A 20619-nucleotide genomic window follows, 5' to 3' on the forward strand; every position below is an offset into this window, starting at 1 on the left:
GATGAGAGAATATAAGAGATATGAGGAGTATCAGGATAGTGGAGTTGAATGGATAGGTGAGATACCTAAAGCATGGAATTTAATTAGATTTAAATATTTATTTTCATATCAAAAAGGTAATTCACCAAATGAATATGTAGGTAAAAGTGAAGGTATACCCTATCTTTCAATGGATTACCTTAGAGGAAATAATGATGAAATAACATATGTAAGTAATGATCCTAATATGATTAAAGTAGAAAATAATCAGATATTATTATTATGGGATGGTTCAAATTCTGGAGAATTTATCAAATCTAAAAAGGGATTATTATCTTCAACTATGTCTTTGATTACTGACATAAAAATAGATAAGGAATTTTCTTATCATTATTTTAAGTCTTCAGAAAAATATTTAAAAGATCAAACAATTGGTATGGGAATTCCTCATGTTGATTCAAAAATTTTAAAGAACTTACATCTATCTGTCCCAGAAAAAGATGAACAACAAAAAATAGCATCTTTCCTTGACCAAAAGACAGCTGAAATAGATGAGATAATATCCAAAAAAGAGACTCTTATAGACCATCTAGAAAAATTTAAAAAATCAGTTATAACTGAAGCTGTAACTAAAGGTAAATTAGGAGATAAATATATCAATAAAGATGGAGAATTAGTTGATGAAATTGAAATGAAAGATAGTGGAATTGAATGGATTGATGATGTACCTAATAATTGGGAAGTAAATTATATAAAGTACTATTGTTCTAAAATAACAGATGGTTCACATCATTCTCCAGCTCAACAATCTGAAGGAAGACCATATATAACAGTGAGAAATATTGAAGAAAATAATATAAATTTCAATTCCTGTTCATATTTATCAGAAGACAATTATAATGAATTGGTTTTAAGTGGGTGCAAACCAAAATCTGGAGATGTTTTATTAAGCAAAGATGGTACAGTTGGGAAAGTTGTAATAGTAAATGACAATGATTTTGTGGTTTTATCTTCAATAGCAATTTTAAGACCAAAGAGCAATAATTTGTTATCTAATTTTTTGTTTTATATTTTGAAATCTAATTACTTAGAAAATCAAATGAATAGTTTTATGGCTGGAGCAGCTATAAAGAGAATAACTATTACTGATATAAATAAATTTATTATTATTGTTCCTCAACTCAATATTCAAAATGAAATAATAAATTATCTTAATAAAAAAACAAATCAAATAAACAACCTAATCCAAAGAACAAAAGAATCAATAGAAAAATACAAAGAATACAAAAAGTCTCTTATCTTTGAAGCTGTTACTGGTAAGATAGATTTAAGAGATTACGAATTAGAAGGGGGAGAAGAACTTGCTGAGCACAATAACTCCAGCGAAACTGAAAGAGAAAGCATTTCAGCAGTTGATTAAAGAATATCTCATTAGTGAGAATAATTATGTTGAAAGCAGTAATTTAAGCTATGATAAATATCATGCTATAGATACAGAAATGTTATTTGAATTCTTAGAAACAACTCAGGAAAAAACCATGAAGGAACTAAAAAATATTTATGGACCTGAGTATAAGCAAAAAATAGTTAAGAGGTTAAATGAAGAATTAGCCAGGCGAAGCATGATTGATGTAATAAAGCATGGTATTAAAGATTATGGTAAAAAACTGGACTTAGCATACTTTAAGCCCCCGACAGACTTCAATGAAAAGCTAAATAAACTGTACAGTCAGAACATCTTTTCCGTGATCGATGAACTAAATTATCAGGATGAAAAAAGAATTGATGTTGTTCTTTTTCTAAATGGTTTACCTATCATAACAATGGAATTAAAAAATCAGGATACAGGTCAGGATTATAAGAATGCAATCTATCAATATAAAAATGATAGATCTCCAAATGAAAAATTATTTAGATTTAAGCAGCGGGCAATAGTAAACTTTGCAGTTGATAAAGATGAGGTCTATATGACAACTGACCTTAATGGAAAAGATACTTTCTTTCTTCCTTTTAATAAAGGTCAAGGCAAGGGCAAATCTAAAAAAGCTGGTAATCCTGAAGTTGAAGGCAAATTAAAGACTCATTACCTCTGGGAGAATATTTTCAAGAAAGACCAGCTTTTAGAGATTCTGCAGAAATTTGTTTTTATTGATCTTGAAGAAGATATTGATGAGCAGGGCAATCTTCATAAAGATGAAAAATTAATCTTCCCTCGTTACCATCAGTTAGATGTAGTGTCTAAAATATTGAATGATGTTACAGAAAAGAAAGCTGGCCATAAATATTTGATTCAGCATAGTGCGGGCTCAGGTAAAACCTATTCAATCACCTGGTTAGCTCATAGATTGTCCAGTTTACATGATAGAGATAATAATCCTATTTTTAGCAGTGTAATAGTTGTTACCGACAGAGTTTCTTTAGACCAGCAGCTGCAGGATACTATATATCAAATAGACCATAAGCTGGGTGTAGTAGCTCCTATTAAAAAAGATTCACATCAATTAGCCGATGAATTAAATTCAGGCACCAATATTATTATCAGTACAATCCAAAAGTTTCCCTTTATATTAGATAAGGTATCAGATACTAAAGACAAGAACTTTGCAATTGTTATTGATGAGGCTCATTCTTCTACAAGTGGTAAAAACATATTAGCTCTAAAAGAATCCCTATCACTCGAAGAAGCAGCTGAATTAGATAGGCAGGCAGAAATGAATTCTGATGATGTTGAAGATAAGATTAATAAGGAATTAATGCGGGTCCAGAGTCTGGATTCCTTAAGTTTCTTTGGCTTTACAGCTACTCCTAAGTCTTCAACACTAGAACTATTTGGTTCTACTAGTCAGACAGGTAAAAGGGAGCCATTTCATGTCTATTCGATGCGGCAGGCTATTGAAGAAGGTTTTATTTTAGATGTTTTAGAAAACTATATGACCTACAAAACTTACTATCGGGTTAATAAAAAGATTAAAGATGATCCTGAATTTGAGAAATCCAGAACTTCAAAAGAAATTGCCAGATTTGTAAGTCTTCATCCTCACAACATATCACAGAAAACTGAAATAATGATTGAACATTTCCGTGATAAGACAATGCACAAAATTGGTGGAGAAGCTAAGGCGATGCTGGTTACCTCTTCTCGTCTGCATGCAGTAAGATATAAAAAGGCTTTTGATAAATATATTAGAAAAAAAGGTTATAAGAATCTAAAAAGTCTGGTTGCTTTTTCAGGCACAGTCAAAGATGATGGTTTTGAATACACTGAACCTAAGATGAATGACGGCATACCTGAATCAGAAACAGCTAAAGAATTTAATAAAGATGAATATCAGATCCTTTTAGTTGCTAATAAATATCAGACTGGCTTTGACCAGCCAAAACTGCACACCATGTTTGTTGATAAGCGGTTGAGAGGTGTTAATGCTGTCCAGACTTTATCCCGTTTAAATAGGACATACAAAGGGATTAAGGAAGATACCTTTGTCCTTGATTTTGTTAATGAAGCTGATGATATTAAGAATGCCTTTGAACCTTATTATGATGTAACAAGACTGGATTCAGATAATATAAATCCTAATGAAATGTACACTCTTTATGATGAGATAATGGATTCAATGCTGATAAATAAAGATGATATTGATGATTTTGCTCAATGCTATTATGAAAATGATTCTACAGAGGAGATAATAGCAGCTGGTGATAATGCTTTATCACACAGTGCAGACAGAATCAGAAATTTATCGAAAGAAGATAAGTTAGAATTCAGATCCAAGATGAAGCGATTTATCAACCTCTATAATTTAGTACTGCAGGTCCATCCAATCAAAGATGCTGATCTGCACAAGATGAATATCTATTTAAGATTCCTGCTTAAAAGGATTGATATTGAAACCCCTGGTAATGTAGATATTTCTGATAAAGTTGTACTTGAATACTATCAGCTCGAGAATAAAGGTCAGCAGAGTATAGGATTAATTGGTGAAGAAGAACTTACGGGACCGTCTCTGGGCAGTGGCAGCTATCACGAGGAAGAAAAAGAATATTTGAGTGTTATTATTGAGAGATTAAATGAAAAGTTCCAGACTGATTTTTCAGAATCAGCTAAAGTTGCTACCGAGCAGATGACTAATAAGCTAAAAAATGATGATGACTTAAAGAAACGTGCTCAGGCTAATAGCTTAGAAGATTTTAAGATTGCCGTTAAGAAGAAGTTTACCGACACAGTTGTTGAATCTTATAATGAGAATACTGAATTTTATGGTAAGATTCTTAATGATAAAGCTTTTAAGGAGCAGCTGATGGAGTTAATTATTATTGATCTTTATCGGAGCTTGAATGGAGAATAATCATGGATCAATGAAAGGAGGTGGTATTTATGGCTGTTAAACATATAGATACTGGAATAGTACACAAGGGTACAAAAGGTGGAAAGACTGGTTGTGGAGTTGATACTAGAAAAAAACCAAGTCATTGGGCAAGCACAAGCTCAAGAGTAACATGTAAAAAAGATGGATGTAAAAACTAGTTTTATGGGGCCAGGTAACAGAAGATATTTTTTTAACAAAACTGTTGCCTGGTTTTATAGAATATCTAAAGACAATAATTAGTTTATTTTGAGAAATGATTTAATATATCTATATTGAAATGTTTGAAGAATCAACCTTATTTTGAAGGATAAAACTATTTGCCATAGAAGTAATATAATATATAATGTATATAAGTCTATAAAATTATAACTATTTGGAGGTGTTATAAAATGGCTAGAGGTGATTTAGTTTTAAAATTAGTTCAGGCTGGGATGTCTGGAGATAAGAGCTTATTTGAAAGAACCACTAAAGCTATTATTTCCGAAGAAAAAGCGAAAGATCATCACATTTTGGCTTCAAGGATCGAAGAAAAGTTTAAAAACGAGAACAAGGGCACTTCTAACAATAAAAATAATACCTATTATCTCAAAAATAAAAATGCTAAAAACAAAGCTTTAATAGAAAGAGTTCCTCGTTTTACTTTTGAAGATTTAATTTTAAATAAAAAGATATTGAAGGTTTGTAGTGAACTGATTGAGGAGCAGCAGAAGTCTGATATATTAAGAGCTAATAATGTAGAGCCGAGACACAGGGTCCTTTTAGTAGGCCCACCTGGAAATGGTAAAACTTCCTTAGCAGAAGCGATTGCTGAAGAATTAATGATTCCTTTGTTTATAGTTTCTTATGAACAACTTATAAGCAGCTATCTGGGAGAAACAGCTAAGAAAATTAATGAATTATTTGAATTTGTTAGCAAACGAAATTGTGTATTGTTTTTTGATGAGTTTGATGTGCTGGGTAAAGAAAGAGGAGATTCCAGAGAGTCAGGAGAAATTAAAAGAGTGGTCAGTTCTTTATTAATGCAGGTAGATGATTTACCAAGTAATGTGGTTGTTGTAACTGCAACTAATCATCCGGAATTGTTAGATAGAGCTGTCTGGCGTCGATTTCAAATTAAGCTTGAATTAGATTATCCTTCCAAAAAAGATATTATTAAATGGTTTAATAAATTCGAAAAAAGTATCAATACCAATTTAAAATTTGAGAAAGAGATTCTGGCGGATAAATTGTTAGGGCTGAGTTTTGCGGAGATAGAACAATTTGGCCTTGATGTTTATAGAAGATTAATATTAAGTGGTAATTCTCTTAAAAGTATAATAAATGAAAGATTAGAGCAGTGGGATAATAAAATAAATGACTAATTAATAATTGATTGGAGGAAATTAACTTGCCCCAGAAAAAGTATATTCCTTTTCCTGATTATACAATTATTGGACGCGAAAGTTTAAATAGCGGTGGAAGAGATACTATGAAATATCCTTCACGCAAAGAACAAAAAGATAAATTTGATGGTCCCATGAGAGAGTTGACGCGTACAATGGAGTCAAGACTCGCTGAAATAAAAGATGAGACTACTGGCTTAGACCCGGATATGGTTCTGGTATTAGAAACGGTAGGAAATATCGGTAATTTTTATACAGCAGTAAAAAACACTCAAGGGTTTAACTGGTTGGTAGATTCTATGTCAGAGAGTATTGAGGAAAATGAAGAGTTTTATAAAGATAGTGCTCCTTCAGGTAAGGAATTAAAATGCAAGTTATATATGCTTTTAACAAATAGGACTGCTCTGGAACAGTTACTTCAGTTATGGGATAAATTCAATAGGGAAGAAGAACTTCCTCGAGGTAAAAAAGGTTGGAGAGAGATTTTTAATCATTTAAAAGATATTAGAACCTGGGGTGTAGAGGATAGGCTTCAAGATACGGGTCTGTTAGAAAGATGGAAAGAAGATTTAGAATATCAAGACTCAGTGAAGTTTGAAATAGAATTCTGGTTTAATAATGATCAAGATAAGCAAAGATTAATTGAGTCTGATTTTAAAAGTAAAATCGAGGAATTTGAAGGTGAAATTATCGATTCAGCTTTAATCGAAGAGATTAAATATCATGCTTTTTTAGCAGAAATCCCTGTTGTTTCAGCTGAAAAATTAGTTGTTGACTTTAAAGAAAACAATGATAATAAACTTTTAAAGTCTGAGTCTGTAATGTTCTTTAATCCACTCCCACAGGCGGATTATAAATTTCAGGTTGAAGAATTGGAAGAATCAGCTACCGATACCGACAATATTGGTACTACAGAACAAACCGGTATGGAGCCAGTGGTTGCTTTATTTGATGGTTTGCCTCTGCAAAACCATCAGTCTATAAAAAATAAATTAATTATTGATGATCCTGAAGATTTTGAGGATAATTATCTGGCTAAATATAGATTACATGGTACAAGTATGGCTTCTTTGATTTTAAATGGAGATTTAAATAATTCTTTTCTTAAACATGAAAGGCCTATTTATGTTAGACCAATACTAAAGCCAGACTTAGAAAATAATTTTGATGGTCAAATAAGAGAAACTATCCCTGAAGATATATTATTTATAAAAAGGATTTATCAGGCTGTAAAAAGACTATTCGAAGAAGGAAATGATGGGGTAGCTTCTGAAATAAAGATCATTAATTTTTCCATTGGTGATAAATATCGTCCATACTTAGATAAGATGAGTTCTCTGGCCAGACTATTAGATTGGCTTTCATGGAAATATAAAGTTCTTTTTATGGTTAGTGCCGGTAATAAAGTTGAGAATTTTGATTTCGAAGAGGGAGAATACACAAAGGACAGCTTATTAAAAAATATAAATGAAAATTTAAGAAATAGTAAAATTTTGTCACCTGCAGAGTCAATAAATTCAATTACTGTTGGAGCTCAACATAAAGATTATAGTGAGTTTTCTTTAAATAGTAATATACATGTCGATTTTTTCGAAGAGCATAATGATTTACCCAGTCCTATTTCACGCTTTGGTTTAGGTTATAATAGAACAGTTAAACCAGATATTTTATTGCCAGGTGGAAGACAGATATATAATAAGAATTACTTACCTGAGGGAAATTATAGATTTACTCCTAACTTTTCACCACATAACCCCCCTGGTTTAAAAGTTGCTTTTCCTGGATCAAGTCCAGGATTAAATAATTTTGCTTATACTACGGGTACAAGTAATGCCAATGCCTTGGCAACTCATAAAGCAGCTGAATTATATGAGTTACTAAAAACCAATGAAGAGTTTACTAATATACCAGATGATGAGATAACAGCATTAATAAAATGTCTGCTAGTTCATTATGCAGACTGGAATAATGGATATGAATTATTGGAAGAAACATTGTCTCAAGAAGTAAATGTTAATTATTTTAGAAAACATGCACAAAAGTTTTTAGGTTATGGTTTTATTAGTCCAGAACAAATATATGGGTGCACTGAAAGTCAGGTTACTTTATTTACCACATCAAAAATCAAGGCTGAGGAGGGACATCAATATATTTTTCCTTTACCTGAAAGTCTTGAAAGTAAAACTATTCCAAGAGATCTAATTATTACTTTGGCCTGGTTTAGCCCAATTAAATCTCAGTTTAAAAATTATCGATTGGCTAAATTATATTTTAAACCGCCACAAGATGAATTAATGTTGGGAAGAAGTCAGGCGGACTGGCATGCTGTAATGAGAGGGACTCTTCAGCATGAAATTTTAACAGGTGATAAAGCCAGTGTTTATTATGATAGTGATAATATAGAGGTTAGTGTTAACTGCTATGATAAAACAAATGAATTAAAAAAGAATGATTTTAAAATTCCTTATGCACTCGCAGTTACACTAAAAATTGAAGAAGATATTAATATTTATAATGAAATAGAAGAAAAGGTAAGAATAATTAATCAACAGAGAGAACAGATTAGAACATAATTTTTCTAAGCCTATAACAACTGTTTTTCTGATAATTCACCTTTCTAACTAGTGTTAAATCGCCTGAATTTTAATTCATAACAGTTCCTACATGCTGTCAAACTAAACAATACTAATTTATTTCAAAAAGTCCTTGACGAGACCCTTATATGCTGTTATAATAATAATCGTCGTCTGAAATAATCAGTCGTTCATCGGCTGTTGATTTCTGGTTTTAATCTCTGAAAGGGTTAAACAGAGGGAGAGATCCCCGACATAATCAACTTACTGTGCGCCCGTAGCTCAACTGGATAGAGCGTCTGACTACGGATCAGTAGGCTAGGGGTTCGAATCCTCTCGGGCGCGCCATTTTAAACAGGAGATATTCTATGGAAGATGATATAAAATATATGCAGATGGCCCTGGCAGAAGCCAGGAAGGCTTATCAAAGAGCTGAAGTTCCTATTGGTGCAGTTGTTGTCTGTAATGATCAGGTTGTTGGCCGTGGGTTTAATCTCCGGGAGCAAACTCAGGACCCAACTTCTCATGCCGAAATGATTGCTCTGAGAGAAGCTGCCGCAAATGAGGACAGCTGGCGTTTAGAAGATTGTCAGCTTTATGTGACTTTAGAGCCCTGCCCAATGTGTGCAGGTGCAATTTTACAGTCGCGAATTAAACGCCTTGTTTACGGTGCCAGTGATCCCAAAGCAGGAGCTGTCAGAAGTCTGTATCAGCTATTAGATGATAATCGATTTAATCATCAGGTAGAAGTTGAAGCAGGTGTACTGGAAAAAGAATCAGCTCAGCTTTTAAAAGATTTTTTCCGTGAGTTACGACAACGGAAGGATGGGTGAGTCTGGCTGAAACCGCTTGACTCGAAATCAAGTAGACAGTTTTACTGTCTCGAGGGTTCAAATCCCTCTCCTTCCGCCATTAGATTTTGTCATCCATAGAATTATATATAAATTTTCAAAGTAGAGACTTTACGGAGAGGTGTCCGAGTCTGGCTTAAGGGGCCCGCCTGGAAAGCGGGTGTAGGCTCAAACCTACCGAGGGTTCGAATCCCTCCCTCTCCGCCATTAAAAACTTTATAATTTTTGTTAAGATTTGGCCGCACTAGATGGGGTGGTAGCGGTACCCTGTAACCTGCAAACCGCTAAAGCAGGATTGACGCCGTGGCTGAGAATTTTTTCTTTCAGGGTCTGGCCCTGATAAGTAGTGTTGACAATTGGGTCTCGCGCAATGAAGTCTTGTGAACCCCGTCAGGTCCGGGAGGAAGCAGCGGTAAGCAAGTCGCTTCATGTGCCGCGAGGGTGCCTGGTTCGAGCTAACTGTCAGGGTAACGCCTGGGGGAAAATTTTCGAAACACGGTGTGCGGCCACTTTTTTAAAACACCCGGAATAGGGTGTTTTTGTTATATAATACTATTTTAGAGGTGAAAAAAATGTCCTTTCTCTCTCTTTATCGAAAATATAGGCCTGAGAATTTCAATGATTTAATTGGACAGGATCAGGTAAAACAGACTTTAAAAAATGCTCTAAAAAATGACAGAGTTGCTCACGCTTATCTTTTTGCTGGGCCTAGAGGTACTGGCAAGACATCGACTGCAAAAGTTTTTGCTAAATCACTCAATTGTGCTAATCCGTCTCCAAATTTTGAACCATGTGGTGAGTGTAACTCCTGTCAGCGCATAGAAAAAGGAAATTCTCTTGATGTAATTGAAATCGATGCAGCTTCCAATCGTGGGATTGATGAAATTCGAGAACTGAGAGAAAAGGTCAAATTTTATCCTGGTGAAGGTAAGTATAAAGTGTATATTATTGATGAGGTGCACATGCTGACCAAAGGTGCTTTTAATGCTCTATTAAAGACTTTAGAGGAGCCGCCAGAAAGTGTTGTTTTTATTTTAGCAACAACAGAACCACATGAGGTTATTACAACAATTATGTCCCGCTGCCAGCGTTTTGATTTTACCCTCTTAACCTTAAACAATCTAAAGCAGAGGTTAGAATATATTGCAGATTCAGAAGGATATGAAATAGAAAAAGAAGCTCTTGATATTTTGGCTCGAAGTGCTCGGGGTGGAATGAGAGATGCAATTAGTCTTTTAGATCAGGCAATCTCTTTTAGCGATGGTCAGCTAAGTGCTGAGAAGATCACTAGAATGCTTGGCCGGATTAATAAAACTGATTTAAAACAATTTTTAGTTCATTTAAGTAAAAAACAAAGTCAACAAGCTTTAGAATTATTAAATAAACAGTTAGAATCTGGTTTGGGAATAGAAAGATTCAGTGATGAGCTGATTGAATATTGTCGTGAATTACTTTTGATTAAGGAATGTGGTATTGATTCTGGAATTTTAGAGTATTCCCGCAGTTATTTAGAAGAAATTGCTTCTGCAGCTGCCAATTTAAGTACTAAAGAGATCACTCAGATCATAGATGAATTTGCTTCTTTAAAAGAAAAATTGCGTTCAAGTGCTAGACCCCGTTTACAATTGGAGATAAGTGTTATAAAATTAAGTAGTAGAGAGAGCAGTGGTAGTGGATTAGAAGCCAGACTCTCTGAAATTGAATTTAAATTGAATAATTTATTAACTAACAAAGATAATTCTAATTTCAAAAAAGAACTGACTGCAAAAAAATCGGAGCTTGGTTCTGCAGCAGTGGACGATAATATTCAAAAAAATAAAGAAGAGTCTACAAATGATAGCTCTGATCAGCAAAAAGCACAGATAGAAGAGGACTCTCAATCTAAAAAGGAAATAGAACCTAAAACTCCAGCAGTAAAGGAAAATGCTAAATCAGACAGTTCTGCCGGAACAGGAAATCTTTCTTTGGAACAGGTTAAAGATAATTGGGGCCGAGTTTTAAACGAAATTCGCCAGCTCGATGTATCTGTACAGGCGCTTTTAAGAGAAGGAGAACCACTGGCTGTAGATAAGAAGACAGTCACTGTAGCTTTTCCTGAGACTAAGAAATTTCATTATAAAGGTGCTGTTTCTAATAAAGCTTTGATTTCTCGAGTTTTAAGAAATGTTTTAAATGAAGCAGTAGAATTAGAGCTGCAGTTGGGTGCTAAAAAAAAAGAGCTAAATGAAGCAAAGACTAATCAGGCTAAAAAAAATGATGCTGATATTGTTGAAGACAGCAGTAATTCTCAAAATAATAAAAAAACTAAAACACCGGCTTCTAAATCTAAGGAAAATGATAATTTTGCTGGTGATTTAGATATAGAAAATTTAGCCAGAATTTTTTCTGGTGAAATCATTGAAGTTGACCAATCAATATTGGAAAATAGGGGAGGAAAATAAAATGAATATGCAAAAAATGATGAAACAAGCACAAAAGATGCAGGCTAAGATGGCTAAAATGCAGGAAGAATTAGAAGAAAAGACACTTGAAGCTACTGCTGGTGGCGGAGCTGTTAAGGTAGTAGTTAATGGTAAGCAGGAAGTTGTTGATTTGCAGATTGATCCCGAAGTAGTTGATCCAGAAGATGTAGAAATGCTTGAAGATTTAGTGCTGGCAGCTGTTAATCAGGGTATGAGAGAAATTCAAGAAATGGTAAATGAGGAAATGGGTAAAGTAACTGGTGGAATGAATCTACCAGGGATGCCTTAATGAATCCATATCCTAAACCTATGGGGAAATTGATCGGCGAGCTCAGTAAACTGCCTGGAATAGGGCCTAAAACTGCTCGCCGTCTTTCTTTTTATATACTGGGTCAGCCTAAAAATGATGTCAAGAATCTGGCAGATGCTTTAATTGAAGCCCGTGAAAAAATTAATTACTGTTCTAACTGCAATCACTTAACTGAAGGGGAAACTTGTACTTTCTGCCAATCTGAAGAAAGAGATAGAACTTCGATTTGTGTTGTAGAAAGCCCGCGTGATGTGGTAGCAATGGAAAAAACTGGAGAATACAATGGTCTGTACCATGTGCTGCATGGAGCTATTTCACCAATGGATGGAATCGGGCCAGATGAAATAAAAATTAGATCCCTTATTCCTCGGTTAGAGAAAGACAAGGTGAAAGAGGTTATTGTAGCAACAGATCCGAATGCAGAAGGTGATGCTACTGCAATGTACCTGGCTAAGTTAATTAAACCTCTAGGGGTTAAGGTAACCCGTATTGCCCATGGAATCCCTGTTGGAGGAGATTTAGAGTATGCAGATGAAGTTACCCTTTCTAAAGCATTAGAGGGACGGAGAGAATTATAATAAAAACTTTGCGTGTGCACTACTATTTATGGAACCATAAAATGGTAAAAGATTAAGCGAACCCACTATTTTAAACCAGAAATAGTGGGTTTTTAAAAAAAGCTTAGGTTTACTAATTTTTATGGAAATATATGGGTTCGTAAACGGTAGGTGCACGTTTATCCCTTGACATTATCTCTAAGCTCTGTTAAAATACTTAAAATATTAGATTTATTTTTGAACAATAAATATCCAATCGTTTTATTAATTTACATATATTTTAAAATTTTATAAGTATTAATATTCACAAAAATCTAGGAGGTTGGTTATGGAAAAAATAATTAAAGAAGGCTTGACTTTTGATGATGTTCTGCTGGTACCCGCAGAATCTAATGTCGTTCCAAAAGAAGTAAGTACAAGATCTAAACTGACTGATGAAATTTATTTAAACACGCCGATTATTTCAGCCGGGATGGATACAGTTACTGAAGGTGATATGGCAATTTCTATGGCTAGAGAAGGTGGGCTTGGTGTAATCCATAAGAATATGCCGATTGAAGTTCAGGCTGCTGAAGTTGACCGGGTAAAACGTTCTGAAAGTGGAGTTATTGTTGATCCATTTTTTTTATCTCCAGATGCTTTAATTGAAGAAGCAGAAGCCTTGATGTCCAAGTATCATATTTCTGGTGTACCAATTGTTGATAAAGATGAAAAATTATTAGGGATTTTAACAAATAGAGATCTTCGTTTTGTAGAAGATTATAAGCGTCCTGTTTCTGAAGTGATGACCGAGGAAGAACTGGTTACAGCTCCTGTTGGAACTGATTTAGAAGGGGCAAAAGAACAGCTGAGAAAACATAAGATCGAAAAGCTACCAATTATAGATGATGATGGAATTTTAAGAGGTTTAATAACTATCAAAGATATAGAAAAGGCAAAACAGTATCCCTTTGCCTCCAAAGATAAACAGGGAAGATTATTAGCTGCAGCTGCAGTTGGTACAGGCGCAGAAACCGACGAACGTGTTGCTGCTTTAGTTGAAGCAGGTGTTGATATTTTAGTAATTGATACAGCTCATGGACATTCTCAAAATGTATTGAATGTAGTAGAAAAAATTAAAAATAAATATCCAGAACTGCCTATAATAGCAGGAAATGTAGCAACTGCAGAAGCAACTGAAGCCTTGATTCAGGCTGGAGCAGATGTAGTTAAAGTTGGTATTGGACCTGGTTCGATTTGTACTACTCGAGTTGTAGCAGGAGTAGGTGTTCCTCAAATTACAGCAATTAATGATGCTGCTCAAGTTGCTCAAAAGTACGGAAAAACTGTCATTGCAGATGGTGGAATAAAATATTCCGGAGATATTGTTAAAGCTATTTCTGCAGGTGCCAGTACAGTTATGATCGGAAGTCTGCTGGCAGGTACAGAAGAGAGTCCAGGTGAATTAGAGATTTATAAAGGTAGAAGTTATAAAGTTTATCGTGGAATGGGTTCAGTTGGAGCAATGAAAAAAGGAAGTAAAGATCGTTATTTCCAGGAAGATGAAACTGAAGCAGAAAAATTTGTGCCAGAAGGAATAGAAGGTAGAGTCCCTTATAAAGGTACTTTAGCAGAAACAATTTATCAGCTGGTTGGAGGATTGAAATCAGGTATGGGTTATTGTGGAACTCCTGATATTGATGCTCTTATTAAAGATTCAAAAATGATTAAAATATCTGCAGCTGGCCTGCGGGAGAGCCATCCACATGATGTCAAAGTAACAAAAGAAGCTCCAAATTATAGTGTTGATTAAAATTAAATCAGATTTTTAAAGTCAGCTCTCTGCTGTATCAGCAGGGAGTTTTCTTAGGTTTGCTTAAAATTGTTACCAGGGCGAGGCTTTTGTTGCTGGTTTAACAGAAAAAACGGGGGAATAGTAATACGATAATATTTGAAAGTTGAGATATAAATCAAATTTAAATAAATTTAATTAGATCAAAGCTTTAAACAGGGGGAATTAATGATGAATGATAAAAATAGACAGGAAGAAAATTTAATTATTATTGGTGGTGGACCGGGGGGGTTATCTGCTTCAATTTATGCAGCCAGAAATGGTGTTGCCCCATTAGTCTTAAATGGACCGGAACCTGGAGGACAGATTACAACAACCTCTGAATTAGAAAATTATCCTGGTTTCCCAGAATCGATTGGTGGTTTTGAATTAACTCAAAAAATGACAAAACAGGCGGAAAATTTTGGGGTTCGTCTGGAATATGAAAGTGCTGAAGAAGTTGACTTTTCAGGAGATAAATTCATTGTAAAAACAGAAGCAGGAGAATACATTGCAGATTCTATCATAATTGCCACTGGATCTGAGCCAAAAACTTTAGGTTTGGATAAAGAAGACAGCTTGCGGGGTAATGGAGTTTCTTATTGTGCAACTTGTGATGCTGCATTTTTTAGAAACAAAGAGGTGGCAATTGTAGGTGGAGGAGATACAGCATTATGGGAGGCAACATTTTTAGCTAAATTTGCCTCTAAAGTATATATCTTACATCGACGCGATAAATTTAGAGGAGCCAAGATTCTTGGCGATCGGGTTAAAGCAAAAGAAAACATTGAAATTTTATGGAATACAGAGGTTAAAAATCTCAAAGGTGAGAAAAAATTAGAAGGTCTGCGTATTTTCAATAATAAAACAGATGAAGAGAGCGGCCTTGATGTAGATGGACTATTTGTTGCTATCGGTCATCATCCAAGAACTAAGTGTTTAAAAGGCCAGGTAGAACTTGATGATTACGGCTATATAGTGACAGATAAAAAACAGCATACCAATATTGAAGGCGTTTTTGCCTGTGGAGATGTGCAGGATCCTGACTACAGGCAGGTAGTAATCGCTGCCGGATCTGGAGCTAAAGCAGCAATTGAGGCTTCAGAATATATTGAAGAAAAAGAGGATTCCTTCCCGGCAAAAGAAGTTAAAATTAAAAATTATAATGAAGATAATAAATCTGGTAAATCTGCTGATCAAGGAAAAGAGGAAGGTGGATTAAGTTTAAGTCTTAATTTGGATTAGCTTTTTACAGTTCCAGTTTAGACTTTGGCTGCAGATAGTTCAGCCTGGGTCTAAAAATAATATTTACTAAATACTAATTAATTAAGAGTCGACAAAACATTTCAGCAGTAGGGTGGGGTGTTTCAGTCGGCTTTTCTTTTATTGCATTAGCCAGTTGATTATTATATAATTAATATATAAATAAGATTATTTTAACAAAGTTTTGAGAGGGGCTGACAGTTTTGGCAGAAGGATTTTTTATTACATTCGAAGGTATTGAAGGATCAGGTAAAACAACACAGATTCGCCTGCTTGCAGATTATTTACAAAATAAAGGATATGAAGTTTTGGTTAGTAGAGAACCAGGCGGCACTCCTTTAGGTGAGAAGATTAGAAATTTACTTTTAGATCCTCAATATGATTTTATGGATTACAGAACAGAAATTCTTCTATATGCCGCTGATAGAGCTCAGCATGTCAAAGAAAAAATAAAACCAGCTTTAGGAAAAGGCAAAATAGTTATTTCCGATAGGTTTGCAGATTCTAATTTAGCCTATCAGGCAGCTGGCCGGGGTTTAGATTATGAGATGGTTTATCAGATTAATGATTGGGTAATTGACTCTACTTGGCCAGATCTAACTTTTATTTTAGATATTGATATTAAAGAAGGCCTAAACAGGGCTAGAGCTCAAAGTTCTGAGGCTGAAGGTGATAGATTGGAAAGAGAAGTAGACGAATTTCACCAGCGGGTAAGAGATGCTTATTTACAAATGGCAGAAAAAGAACGTTTTGCCTTAGTAAATGCTGGTGAAAGTATAGAAAATGTCCAAAAAAATATAGAAAATATAATTAGCAGGAGGTTATTCTAATGAAAAAAAGAGCAAAAACTGGCAAAACAGTTAAAATGATAATTGCAGTTATTCACGACCACGATGCAGCTGATCTAATGGAGGCTTTAACTACTTCAGGTTTTCAAGTAACTAAAATGGCATCTACCGGTGGTTTCTTACGGGAAGGTAACACTACTTTTATTATTGGCTCTGATGAAGGTCATGTAGAAGAAGTTTTAGATATTATTAGAAAAAACTGTGAAGCACGCAAAAAAACTGTGGCACCAATGTCCCCTGTTGCTAATTCTTTAGAAGGATATTATTCTTTCCCAATGGAAATTAAAATTGGCGGAGCAACTGTATTTATTATTGATGTAGAACAGTTTATTAAAATGTAATTAAAAGGAGTTTTTAAATGAGTTTTGACTCAGTTATTGGTCAGAAAGAAGCTGTAGAAATTTTACAGGATGAAATAGAAAAAAATAGAATCAGCCATGCCTATCTTTTTTCTGCAAAAAAAGGCAGTGGTAAAACAAAACTGGCTTTTGAGTTTGCTAAGGCCAGTTTTTGTGAGGAGTCTAAAGTTGACAGCTGTGGCAGCTGCCTTAACTGTAGAAAAATGGATCACCAAAACCATCCTGATTTTAAAACAATTTCTATTCTGGAAGGCAAAACTGCTATTTCGATTGATCAAATTAGAGAGTTAAAAAAGGAAATAGCTTATAAACCCTATGATAGTGATCATAAAATATATATTATTGAGCCTGCAGAAAAAATGACAAAGCAGGCAGCTAATTCGCTCTTGAAAACTTTAGAAGAGCCACCGTCCTTTGTTACAATAATTTTACTAACAGAAGATAGTGGCAAATTACTACCGACAATTGTTTCTCGCTGCCAACAAATTAAATTAAGTAGTGTTAGTCAGCAAAAGATTAAAGATTTACTTTTAGCTGAAGGATTAAATCAAGAACAGGCAGCTATAATTAGCAAAACTGCTGCTGGAAGTCCGGGCAGAGCTTTGGAAATTATAAAAATAGATGATTATTTTGAACATCGTCAAGAAATTTATGATTTTTTAAAAGATATTAAATCTAAAAACACAATAGAGATCTTCAAAATAACAGAAAAGTTGGTCTCACTGCTTAAAAGCGGTTTTCCCTGTTTTAATTTGCTATCAGACTGGTATCGCGATATAATGTTGATTAAACAGGATTATCTGGATGCAGTGATAAATAAAGATTATTTAGAAGATTTGAAAATTATGGCAGAGAAGTTAAGTTTGCAGAATATCATTCGTAGTTTAGAATTAATAACTGAAAGTGAAGAATATATTGAACGCAATATTAGAGAAGAACTTAGTTTAGAAGTCTTATTTTTTAAACTGCGCCAGCCTGATCAAGAATAGATAAATGAGGTGTGTATTTTAATGAATACGGTAGTTGGAGTTAGTTTTAAAAAAGCCGGAAAAATCTATTATTTTGATCCGGGAGAACTTGAAATAAAAGCTGGAGATTATGTAATAGTAGAAACTGCCCGGGGCATAGAATATGCCGAAGTAGTTGTTGGTAAAAAAGAAATATCCGATGATGAGATTGTTGCTCCTTTAAAAGATGTAATTAGAAAGGCAACTTTAAAAGATAGAGATAGACATGAAAAGAACTTGGAACTAAAAGAAGAAGCATATGACATTTGTTTAAAGAAAATTGATAAGCATAATCTACCAATGAAATTGATAGATGTAGAATATACTTTTGATCACAATAAAATTATATTTTACTTTACGGCAGATGGCAGAGTTGATTTTAGAGAATTAGTTAAAGATTTGGCATCTGTATTTAAAACTAGAATTGAATTAAGACAGATTGGGGTCAGAGATGAAGCCAAAATGCTTGGTGGACTTGGCCCTTGTGGCTTACCAGTTTGCTGTGCTACTTTTTTGAGAGATTTTCAACCTATCTCAATTAAAATGGCAAAAAAGCAGGATCTTTCACTTAACCCTTCCAAAATCTCAGGTCTCTGTGGGCGATTAATGTGCTGTCTGCAGTATGAATCCCAAACTTATAAGAGCTTGAAAAAATTAATGCCAAATGTAGGTGAAAAAATAGATTTAGAAATGGGTAAAGGAAAAGTTGTAGATAGAAATCTTGTTAAACATACAGTAGAAGTTGATATTGGAACAGATGAGAATTTAGAAGTAAATGTAGACGATTTAGATAAATATGATTTAAATTGATTGGAAAGGAAGGAAATTTAATGGATCAGGAAATATTAAGCAGCCTTGCCCATTTTCAGGAGCAAATTGAGGCCCTTTCCCTTCGATTTCATAAGCTTAAAGATATTACCTATCAGCTTTATCAAGAAAACGAAGAATTACAGCGTGAAAACGAAGAATTAAAATCTCTACTTTTTAAAGATCAAGAAAAAGCAGAAGAAGCTGTAGTTAAAAAAGAGGGTTACAGTAATTTAATTCATATTTATGATGAAGGTTATCATGTGTGTCCTTTAAGTTTTGGTGAAAGAAGAAAAGGGGACTGTCTGTTCTGTTTGAATCTGCTGGAAAATCAGGGTAAGGAGAAGTAATTGATGGAAGAGATTCATTATTTAATAAAAGATAAGCTTGAAATTATACAGGATGATAGATTTTTCAAATTTGGAACTGATTCTGTACTTTTAGCAAATTTTGTTGAACTCCGAACTGGAGATAAAGTAATTGATCTTGGTACAGGCAGTGGTGTAATCCCACTGCTTTTAGCATATAAGAATAGGGATGTAGAAGTAACTGGTGTTGAAATTCAACCCGAAGCCGCTGATTTAGCAGAGCGGAATGTAAAGTTTAACAATTTGGAAGGAAAAATTAAGATAATTAATGCTGATCTCTGCAGTCTTAAACCACAGCTGGAGGCAGGAAGTTTTGATATTGTTGTTTCTAATCCACCTTATTTACCTGTAGAAAGTGGCAAGATGAAAGCAAATGATTTTGTAGCAATTGCGAGACATGAAATTCATGCTGATTTAGAAGATGTGGTTGGAGAAGCAGCCCGTCTCTTAAAATATGGAGGTCATTTTTTTCTTGTTCATCGAACTGAAAGACTAACAGAGGTTATTGAGGTTCTTGCTAAATATAACTGTCAGGCAAAGGAATTACGCTTAGTTCAGGCTCGGAGGGATAAGGAAGCTGATATTTTCCTGCTGAAAGCAAAAAAAGGGGCTAATCCAGGACTCAGAGTTAAACCAGTACTTATAATTTATCAGGATGACAGCTGTGAATATACAGCTGAATTAAAAGAAATATATGGTCAAAAATAGCAGTGAATCTAGCTGTTGATATAAATTTACTGTTGATATAAATTTAGCAAATTTAAGGCAGAGATTGGAGGTTATTTTTTGCAAGCAGCAAATCTTTATTTGTGTGGTACTCCTATCGGTAATTTAGACGATGTGAGTCAGCGACTTCTGGATACCTTAGAAAAAGTAGATCTGATTGCCTGTGAAGATACTCGCAGAAGCCAAAAACTTTTAAATTATTTTTCTATCAAAACAAAATTAATCAGCTACCATGAACACAATGAAAAACAGCGGAGCCAGGAGTTAATTGAACATTTAAAATCAGGTAGGGAAATTGCCTTAGTTAGTGATGCCGGGATGCCTGGAATTTCTGATCCAGGAGAAATTTTAGTTCGCCAGGCAGTAGCTGCCGGTGTTGAAGTCATACCGATTCCAGGGCCCAGTGCTTTTTTAGCAGCATTAGTAGTTTCAGGATTAGATCTTTCATCTTTTTCATATAAGGGGTTTATTCCCCGCTCTGGAGAAAAAAGACAGAGTTTTTTTGAGGAATTAGCTTTAGCAAAAGATACTACAGTTTTTTATGAGTCTCCTTATAGGATTAAAGACACTTTGAAGGATCTTTGTGATTTTAGTGCTGAATTAGCAGCAAGACAAACAGTTGTAGCGCGAGAAATAACTAAAATTCATGAGCAAAAATATTATGGAACTGCAGCTGAACTGGAAGGGCAATTAAAAAATCAGGAGATCAAGGGAGAAATTGTGATAGTTATTGCTGGCAGAAGTGAAATTAAAGAAGAAAGTGAAGGCTGGGAAGATTTAAGTATTTTAGAACATCTAAAGCTTTTAATTGAAAACGGAATGACAAAAAAACAGGCAATCAAAAAGGTTGCCAAACTACGTGACCTTCCTAAGAGCGATGTTTATAAAGAAGCAGTTGTCATTTCAGTTGATAAAGATAAATTTGAATAAACAAATTTGGAAAGGATGAT

At 34.3% G+C, this 20619-nt stretch carries 18 protein-coding genes, 3 tRNA genes and 1 other RNA gene; all 22 read left to right on the top strand.

From position 1 onward, the window contains the following. Nucleotide 1 precedes the first annotated feature (1 nt). The 22 genes from C7954_RS08805 (at nucleotide 2) to rsmI (ending at nucleotide 20599) form a co-directional block, all read left to right on the top strand. Nucleotides 2-1399, top strand: coding sequence for a restriction endonuclease subunit S (locus tag C7954_RS08805; protein ID WP_166667704.1), 1398 nt, complete (start codon nucleotides 2-4; stop codon nucleotides 1397-1399). Then, nucleotides 1341-4325, top strand: coding sequence for a type I restriction endonuclease subunit R (locus tag C7954_RS08810; RefSeq protein WP_134059609.1), 2985 nt, complete (start codon nucleotides 1341-1343; stop codon nucleotides 4323-4325). The genes C7954_RS08805 and C7954_RS08810 overlap by 59 nt, the downstream gene beginning before the upstream one ends. 29 nt (nucleotides 4326-4354) lie before the next feature. After that, nucleotides 4355-4504, top strand: a complete 150-nt coding sequence (locus tag C7954_RS13670; protein WP_166667705.1) for a hypothetical protein — start codon at nucleotides 4355-4357, stop codon at nucleotides 4502-4504. Nucleotides 4505-4735: 231 nt separating this feature from the next. Next, nucleotides 4736-5707, top strand: a complete 972-nt coding sequence (locus tag C7954_RS08815; RefSeq protein ID WP_134059612.1) for an AAA family ATPase — start codon at nucleotides 4736-4738, stop codon at nucleotides 5705-5707. A gap of 26 nt (nucleotides 5708-5733) precedes the next feature. Further along, on the top strand, nucleotides 5734-8301 hold the full coding sequence (locus C7954_RS08820; protein WP_134059615.1) for a S8 family peptidase: 2568 nt from the start codon (nucleotides 5734-5736) through the stop codon (nucleotides 8299-8301). 271 nt (nucleotides 8302-8572) lie between these two features. Further along, nucleotides 8573-8649 (top strand) — tRNA-Arg (locus C7954_RS08825). A 20-nt stretch (nucleotides 8650-8669) separates the two neighbouring features. Further along, the gene (gene tadA, locus C7954_RS08830) at nucleotides 8670-9134 is read left to right on the top strand and encodes a tRNA adenosine(34) deaminase TadA (protein WP_133505587.1); all 465 of its coding nucleotides are present in this window, start codon (nucleotides 8670-8672) and stop codon (nucleotides 9132-9134) included. Beyond that, nucleotides 9121-9213 (top strand) — tRNA-Ser (locus C7954_RS08835). The genes tadA and C7954_RS08835 overlap by 14 nt, the downstream gene beginning before the upstream one ends. Before the next feature lie 54 nt (nucleotides 9214-9267). Beyond that, nucleotides 9268-9359, top strand: a tRNA-Ser gene (locus tag C7954_RS08840). A 32-nt stretch (nucleotides 9360-9391) separates the two neighbouring features. Then, nucleotides 9392-9658, top strand: an RNA gene (ffs, locus tag C7954_RS08845) — signal recognition particle sRNA large type. A gap of 66 nt (nucleotides 9659-9724) precedes the next feature. Continuing rightward, on the top strand, nucleotides 9725-11593 hold the full coding sequence (gene dnaX, locus C7954_RS08850) for a DNA polymerase III subunit gamma/tau (protein ID WP_134059618.1): 1869 nt from the start codon (nucleotides 9725-9727) through the stop codon (nucleotides 11591-11593). A 1-nt stretch (nucleotide 11594) separates the two neighbouring features. Continuing rightward, nucleotides 11595-11903 (top strand): YbaB/EbfC family nucleoid-associated protein, encoded by a 309-nt coding sequence (locus C7954_RS08855; protein WP_073158447.1) that lies wholly within the window; start codon nucleotides 11595-11597, stop codon nucleotides 11901-11903. Next, a complete protein-coding gene (gene recR / locus C7954_RS08860; protein WP_073158450.1) occupies nucleotides 11903-12502 on the top strand; it encodes a recombination mediator RecR in 600 nt (199 codons plus the stop codon). Before C7954_RS08855 ends, recR begins: the two co-directional genes overlap by 1 nt. A 307-nt stretch (nucleotides 12503-12809) precedes the next feature. Then, nucleotides 12810-14273, top strand: a complete 1464-nt coding sequence (guaB, locus tag C7954_RS08865) for an IMP dehydrogenase (RefSeq protein ID WP_073158453.1) — start codon at nucleotides 12810-12812, stop codon at nucleotides 14271-14273. Nucleotides 14274-14483: 210 nt separating this feature from the next. Beyond that, nucleotides 14484-15536 (top strand): thioredoxin-disulfide reductase, encoded by a 1053-nt coding sequence (gene trxB, locus C7954_RS08870; protein WP_089656179.1) that lies wholly within the window; start codon nucleotides 14484-14486, stop codon nucleotides 15534-15536. Between the two features lie 221 nt (nucleotides 15537-15757). After that, the gene (gene tmk, locus C7954_RS08875; RefSeq protein WP_089655611.1) at nucleotides 15758-16384 is read left to right on the top strand and encodes a dTMP kinase; all 627 of its coding nucleotides are present in this window, start codon (nucleotides 15758-15760) and stop codon (nucleotides 16382-16384) included. Further along, nucleotides 16384-16743 (top strand): cyclic-di-AMP receptor, encoded by a 360-nt coding sequence (locus tag C7954_RS08880; protein WP_089655612.1) that lies wholly within the window; start codon nucleotides 16384-16386, stop codon nucleotides 16741-16743. Before tmk ends, C7954_RS08880 begins: the two co-directional genes overlap by 1 nt. 17 nt (nucleotides 16744-16760) lie before the next feature. Beyond that, a complete protein-coding gene (gene holB / locus C7954_RS08885; RefSeq protein ID WP_089655613.1) occupies nucleotides 16761-17750 on the top strand; it encodes a DNA polymerase III subunit delta' in 990 nt (329 codons plus the stop codon). 21 nt (nucleotides 17751-17771) lie between these two features. After that, complete coding sequence (locus C7954_RS08890) at nucleotides 17772-18578, top strand: PSP1 domain-containing protein (protein ID WP_134059620.1); 807 nt, start codon at nucleotides 17772-17774, stop codon at nucleotides 18576-18578. Nucleotides 18579-18598: 20 nt separating this feature from the next. Then, the gene (locus tag C7954_RS08895) at nucleotides 18599-18925 is read left to right on the top strand and encodes an initiation-control protein YabA (protein WP_073158468.1); all 327 of its coding nucleotides are present in this window, start codon (nucleotides 18599-18601) and stop codon (nucleotides 18923-18925) included. 3 nt (nucleotides 18926-18928) lie between these two features. Then, nucleotides 18929-19651: a tRNA1(Val) (adenine(37)-N6)-methyltransferase gene (locus tag C7954_RS08900; protein ID WP_089716741.1), complete on the top strand. Its 723-nt coding sequence runs from the start codon at nucleotides 18929-18931 to the stop codon at nucleotides 19649-19651. A 78-nt stretch (nucleotides 19652-19729) separates the two neighbouring features. Continuing rightward, nucleotides 19730-20599 carry a 16S rRNA (cytidine(1402)-2'-O)-methyltransferase gene (gene rsmI / locus C7954_RS08905; RefSeq protein WP_134059623.1) on the top strand — a complete coding sequence of 290 codons (870 nt, stop codon included), beginning with the start codon at nucleotides 19730-19732 and terminating at the stop codon, nucleotides 20597-20599. Nucleotides 20600-20619: the final 20 nt, after the last annotated feature.

The organism is Halanaerobium congolense, from assembly GCF_004366375.1.
In the GTDB taxonomy this organism is placed as follows: Bacteria; Bacillota; Halanaerobiia; order Halanaerobiales; family Halanaerobiaceae; genus Halanaerobium; species Halanaerobium congolense.

Excerpts from the sequence above, each read along its gene's own strand:
- C7954_RS08805 (WP_166667704.1), top strand. The coding sequence starts at position 2 with ATGAGAGAATATAAGAGATATGAGGAGTATCAGGATAGTGGAGTTGAA.
- C7954_RS13670 (WP_166667705.1), top strand. The coding sequence starts at position 4,355 with ATGGCTGTTAAACATATAGATACTGGAATAGTACACAAGGGTACAAAA.
- C7954_RS08815 (WP_134059612.1), top strand. The coding sequence starts at position 4,736 with ATGGCTAGAGGTGATTTAGTTTTAAAATTAGTTCAGGCTGGGATGTCT.
- tadA (WP_133505587.1), top strand. The coding sequence starts at position 8,670 with ATGGAAGATGATATAAAATATATGCAGATGGCCCTGGCAGAAGCCAGG.
- dnaX (WP_134059618.1), top strand. The coding sequence starts at position 9,725 with ATGTCCTTTCTCTCTCTTTATCGAAAATATAGGCCTGAGAATTTCAAT.
- C7954_RS08855 (WP_073158447.1), top strand. The coding sequence starts at position 11,595 with ATGAATATGCAAAAAATGATGAAACAAGCACAAAAGATGCAGGCTAAG.
- recR (WP_073158450.1), top strand. The coding sequence starts at position 11,903 with ATGAATCCATATCCTAAACCTATGGGGAAATTGATCGGCGAGCTCAGT.
- guaB (WP_073158453.1), top strand. The coding sequence starts at position 12,810 with ATGGAAAAAATAATTAAAGAAGGCTTGACTTTTGATGATGTTCTGCTG.
- trxB (WP_089656179.1), top strand. The coding sequence starts at position 14,484 with ATGAATGATAAAAATAGACAGGAAGAAAATTTAATTATTATTGGTGGT.
- C7954_RS08880 (WP_089655612.1), top strand. The coding sequence starts at position 16,384 with ATGAAAAAAAGAGCAAAAACTGGCAAAACAGTTAAAATGATAATTGCA.
- holB (WP_089655613.1), top strand. The coding sequence starts at position 16,761 with ATGAGTTTTGACTCAGTTATTGGTCAGAAAGAAGCTGTAGAAATTTTA.
- C7954_RS08890 (WP_134059620.1), top strand. The coding sequence starts at position 17,772 with ATGAATACGGTAGTTGGAGTTAGTTTTAAAAAAGCCGGAAAAATCTAT.
- C7954_RS08895 (WP_073158468.1), top strand. The coding sequence starts at position 18,599 with ATGGATCAGGAAATATTAAGCAGCCTTGCCCATTTTCAGGAGCAAATT.
- C7954_RS08900 (WP_089716741.1), top strand. The coding sequence starts at position 18,929 with ATGGAAGAGATTCATTATTTAATAAAAGATAAGCTTGAAATTATACAG.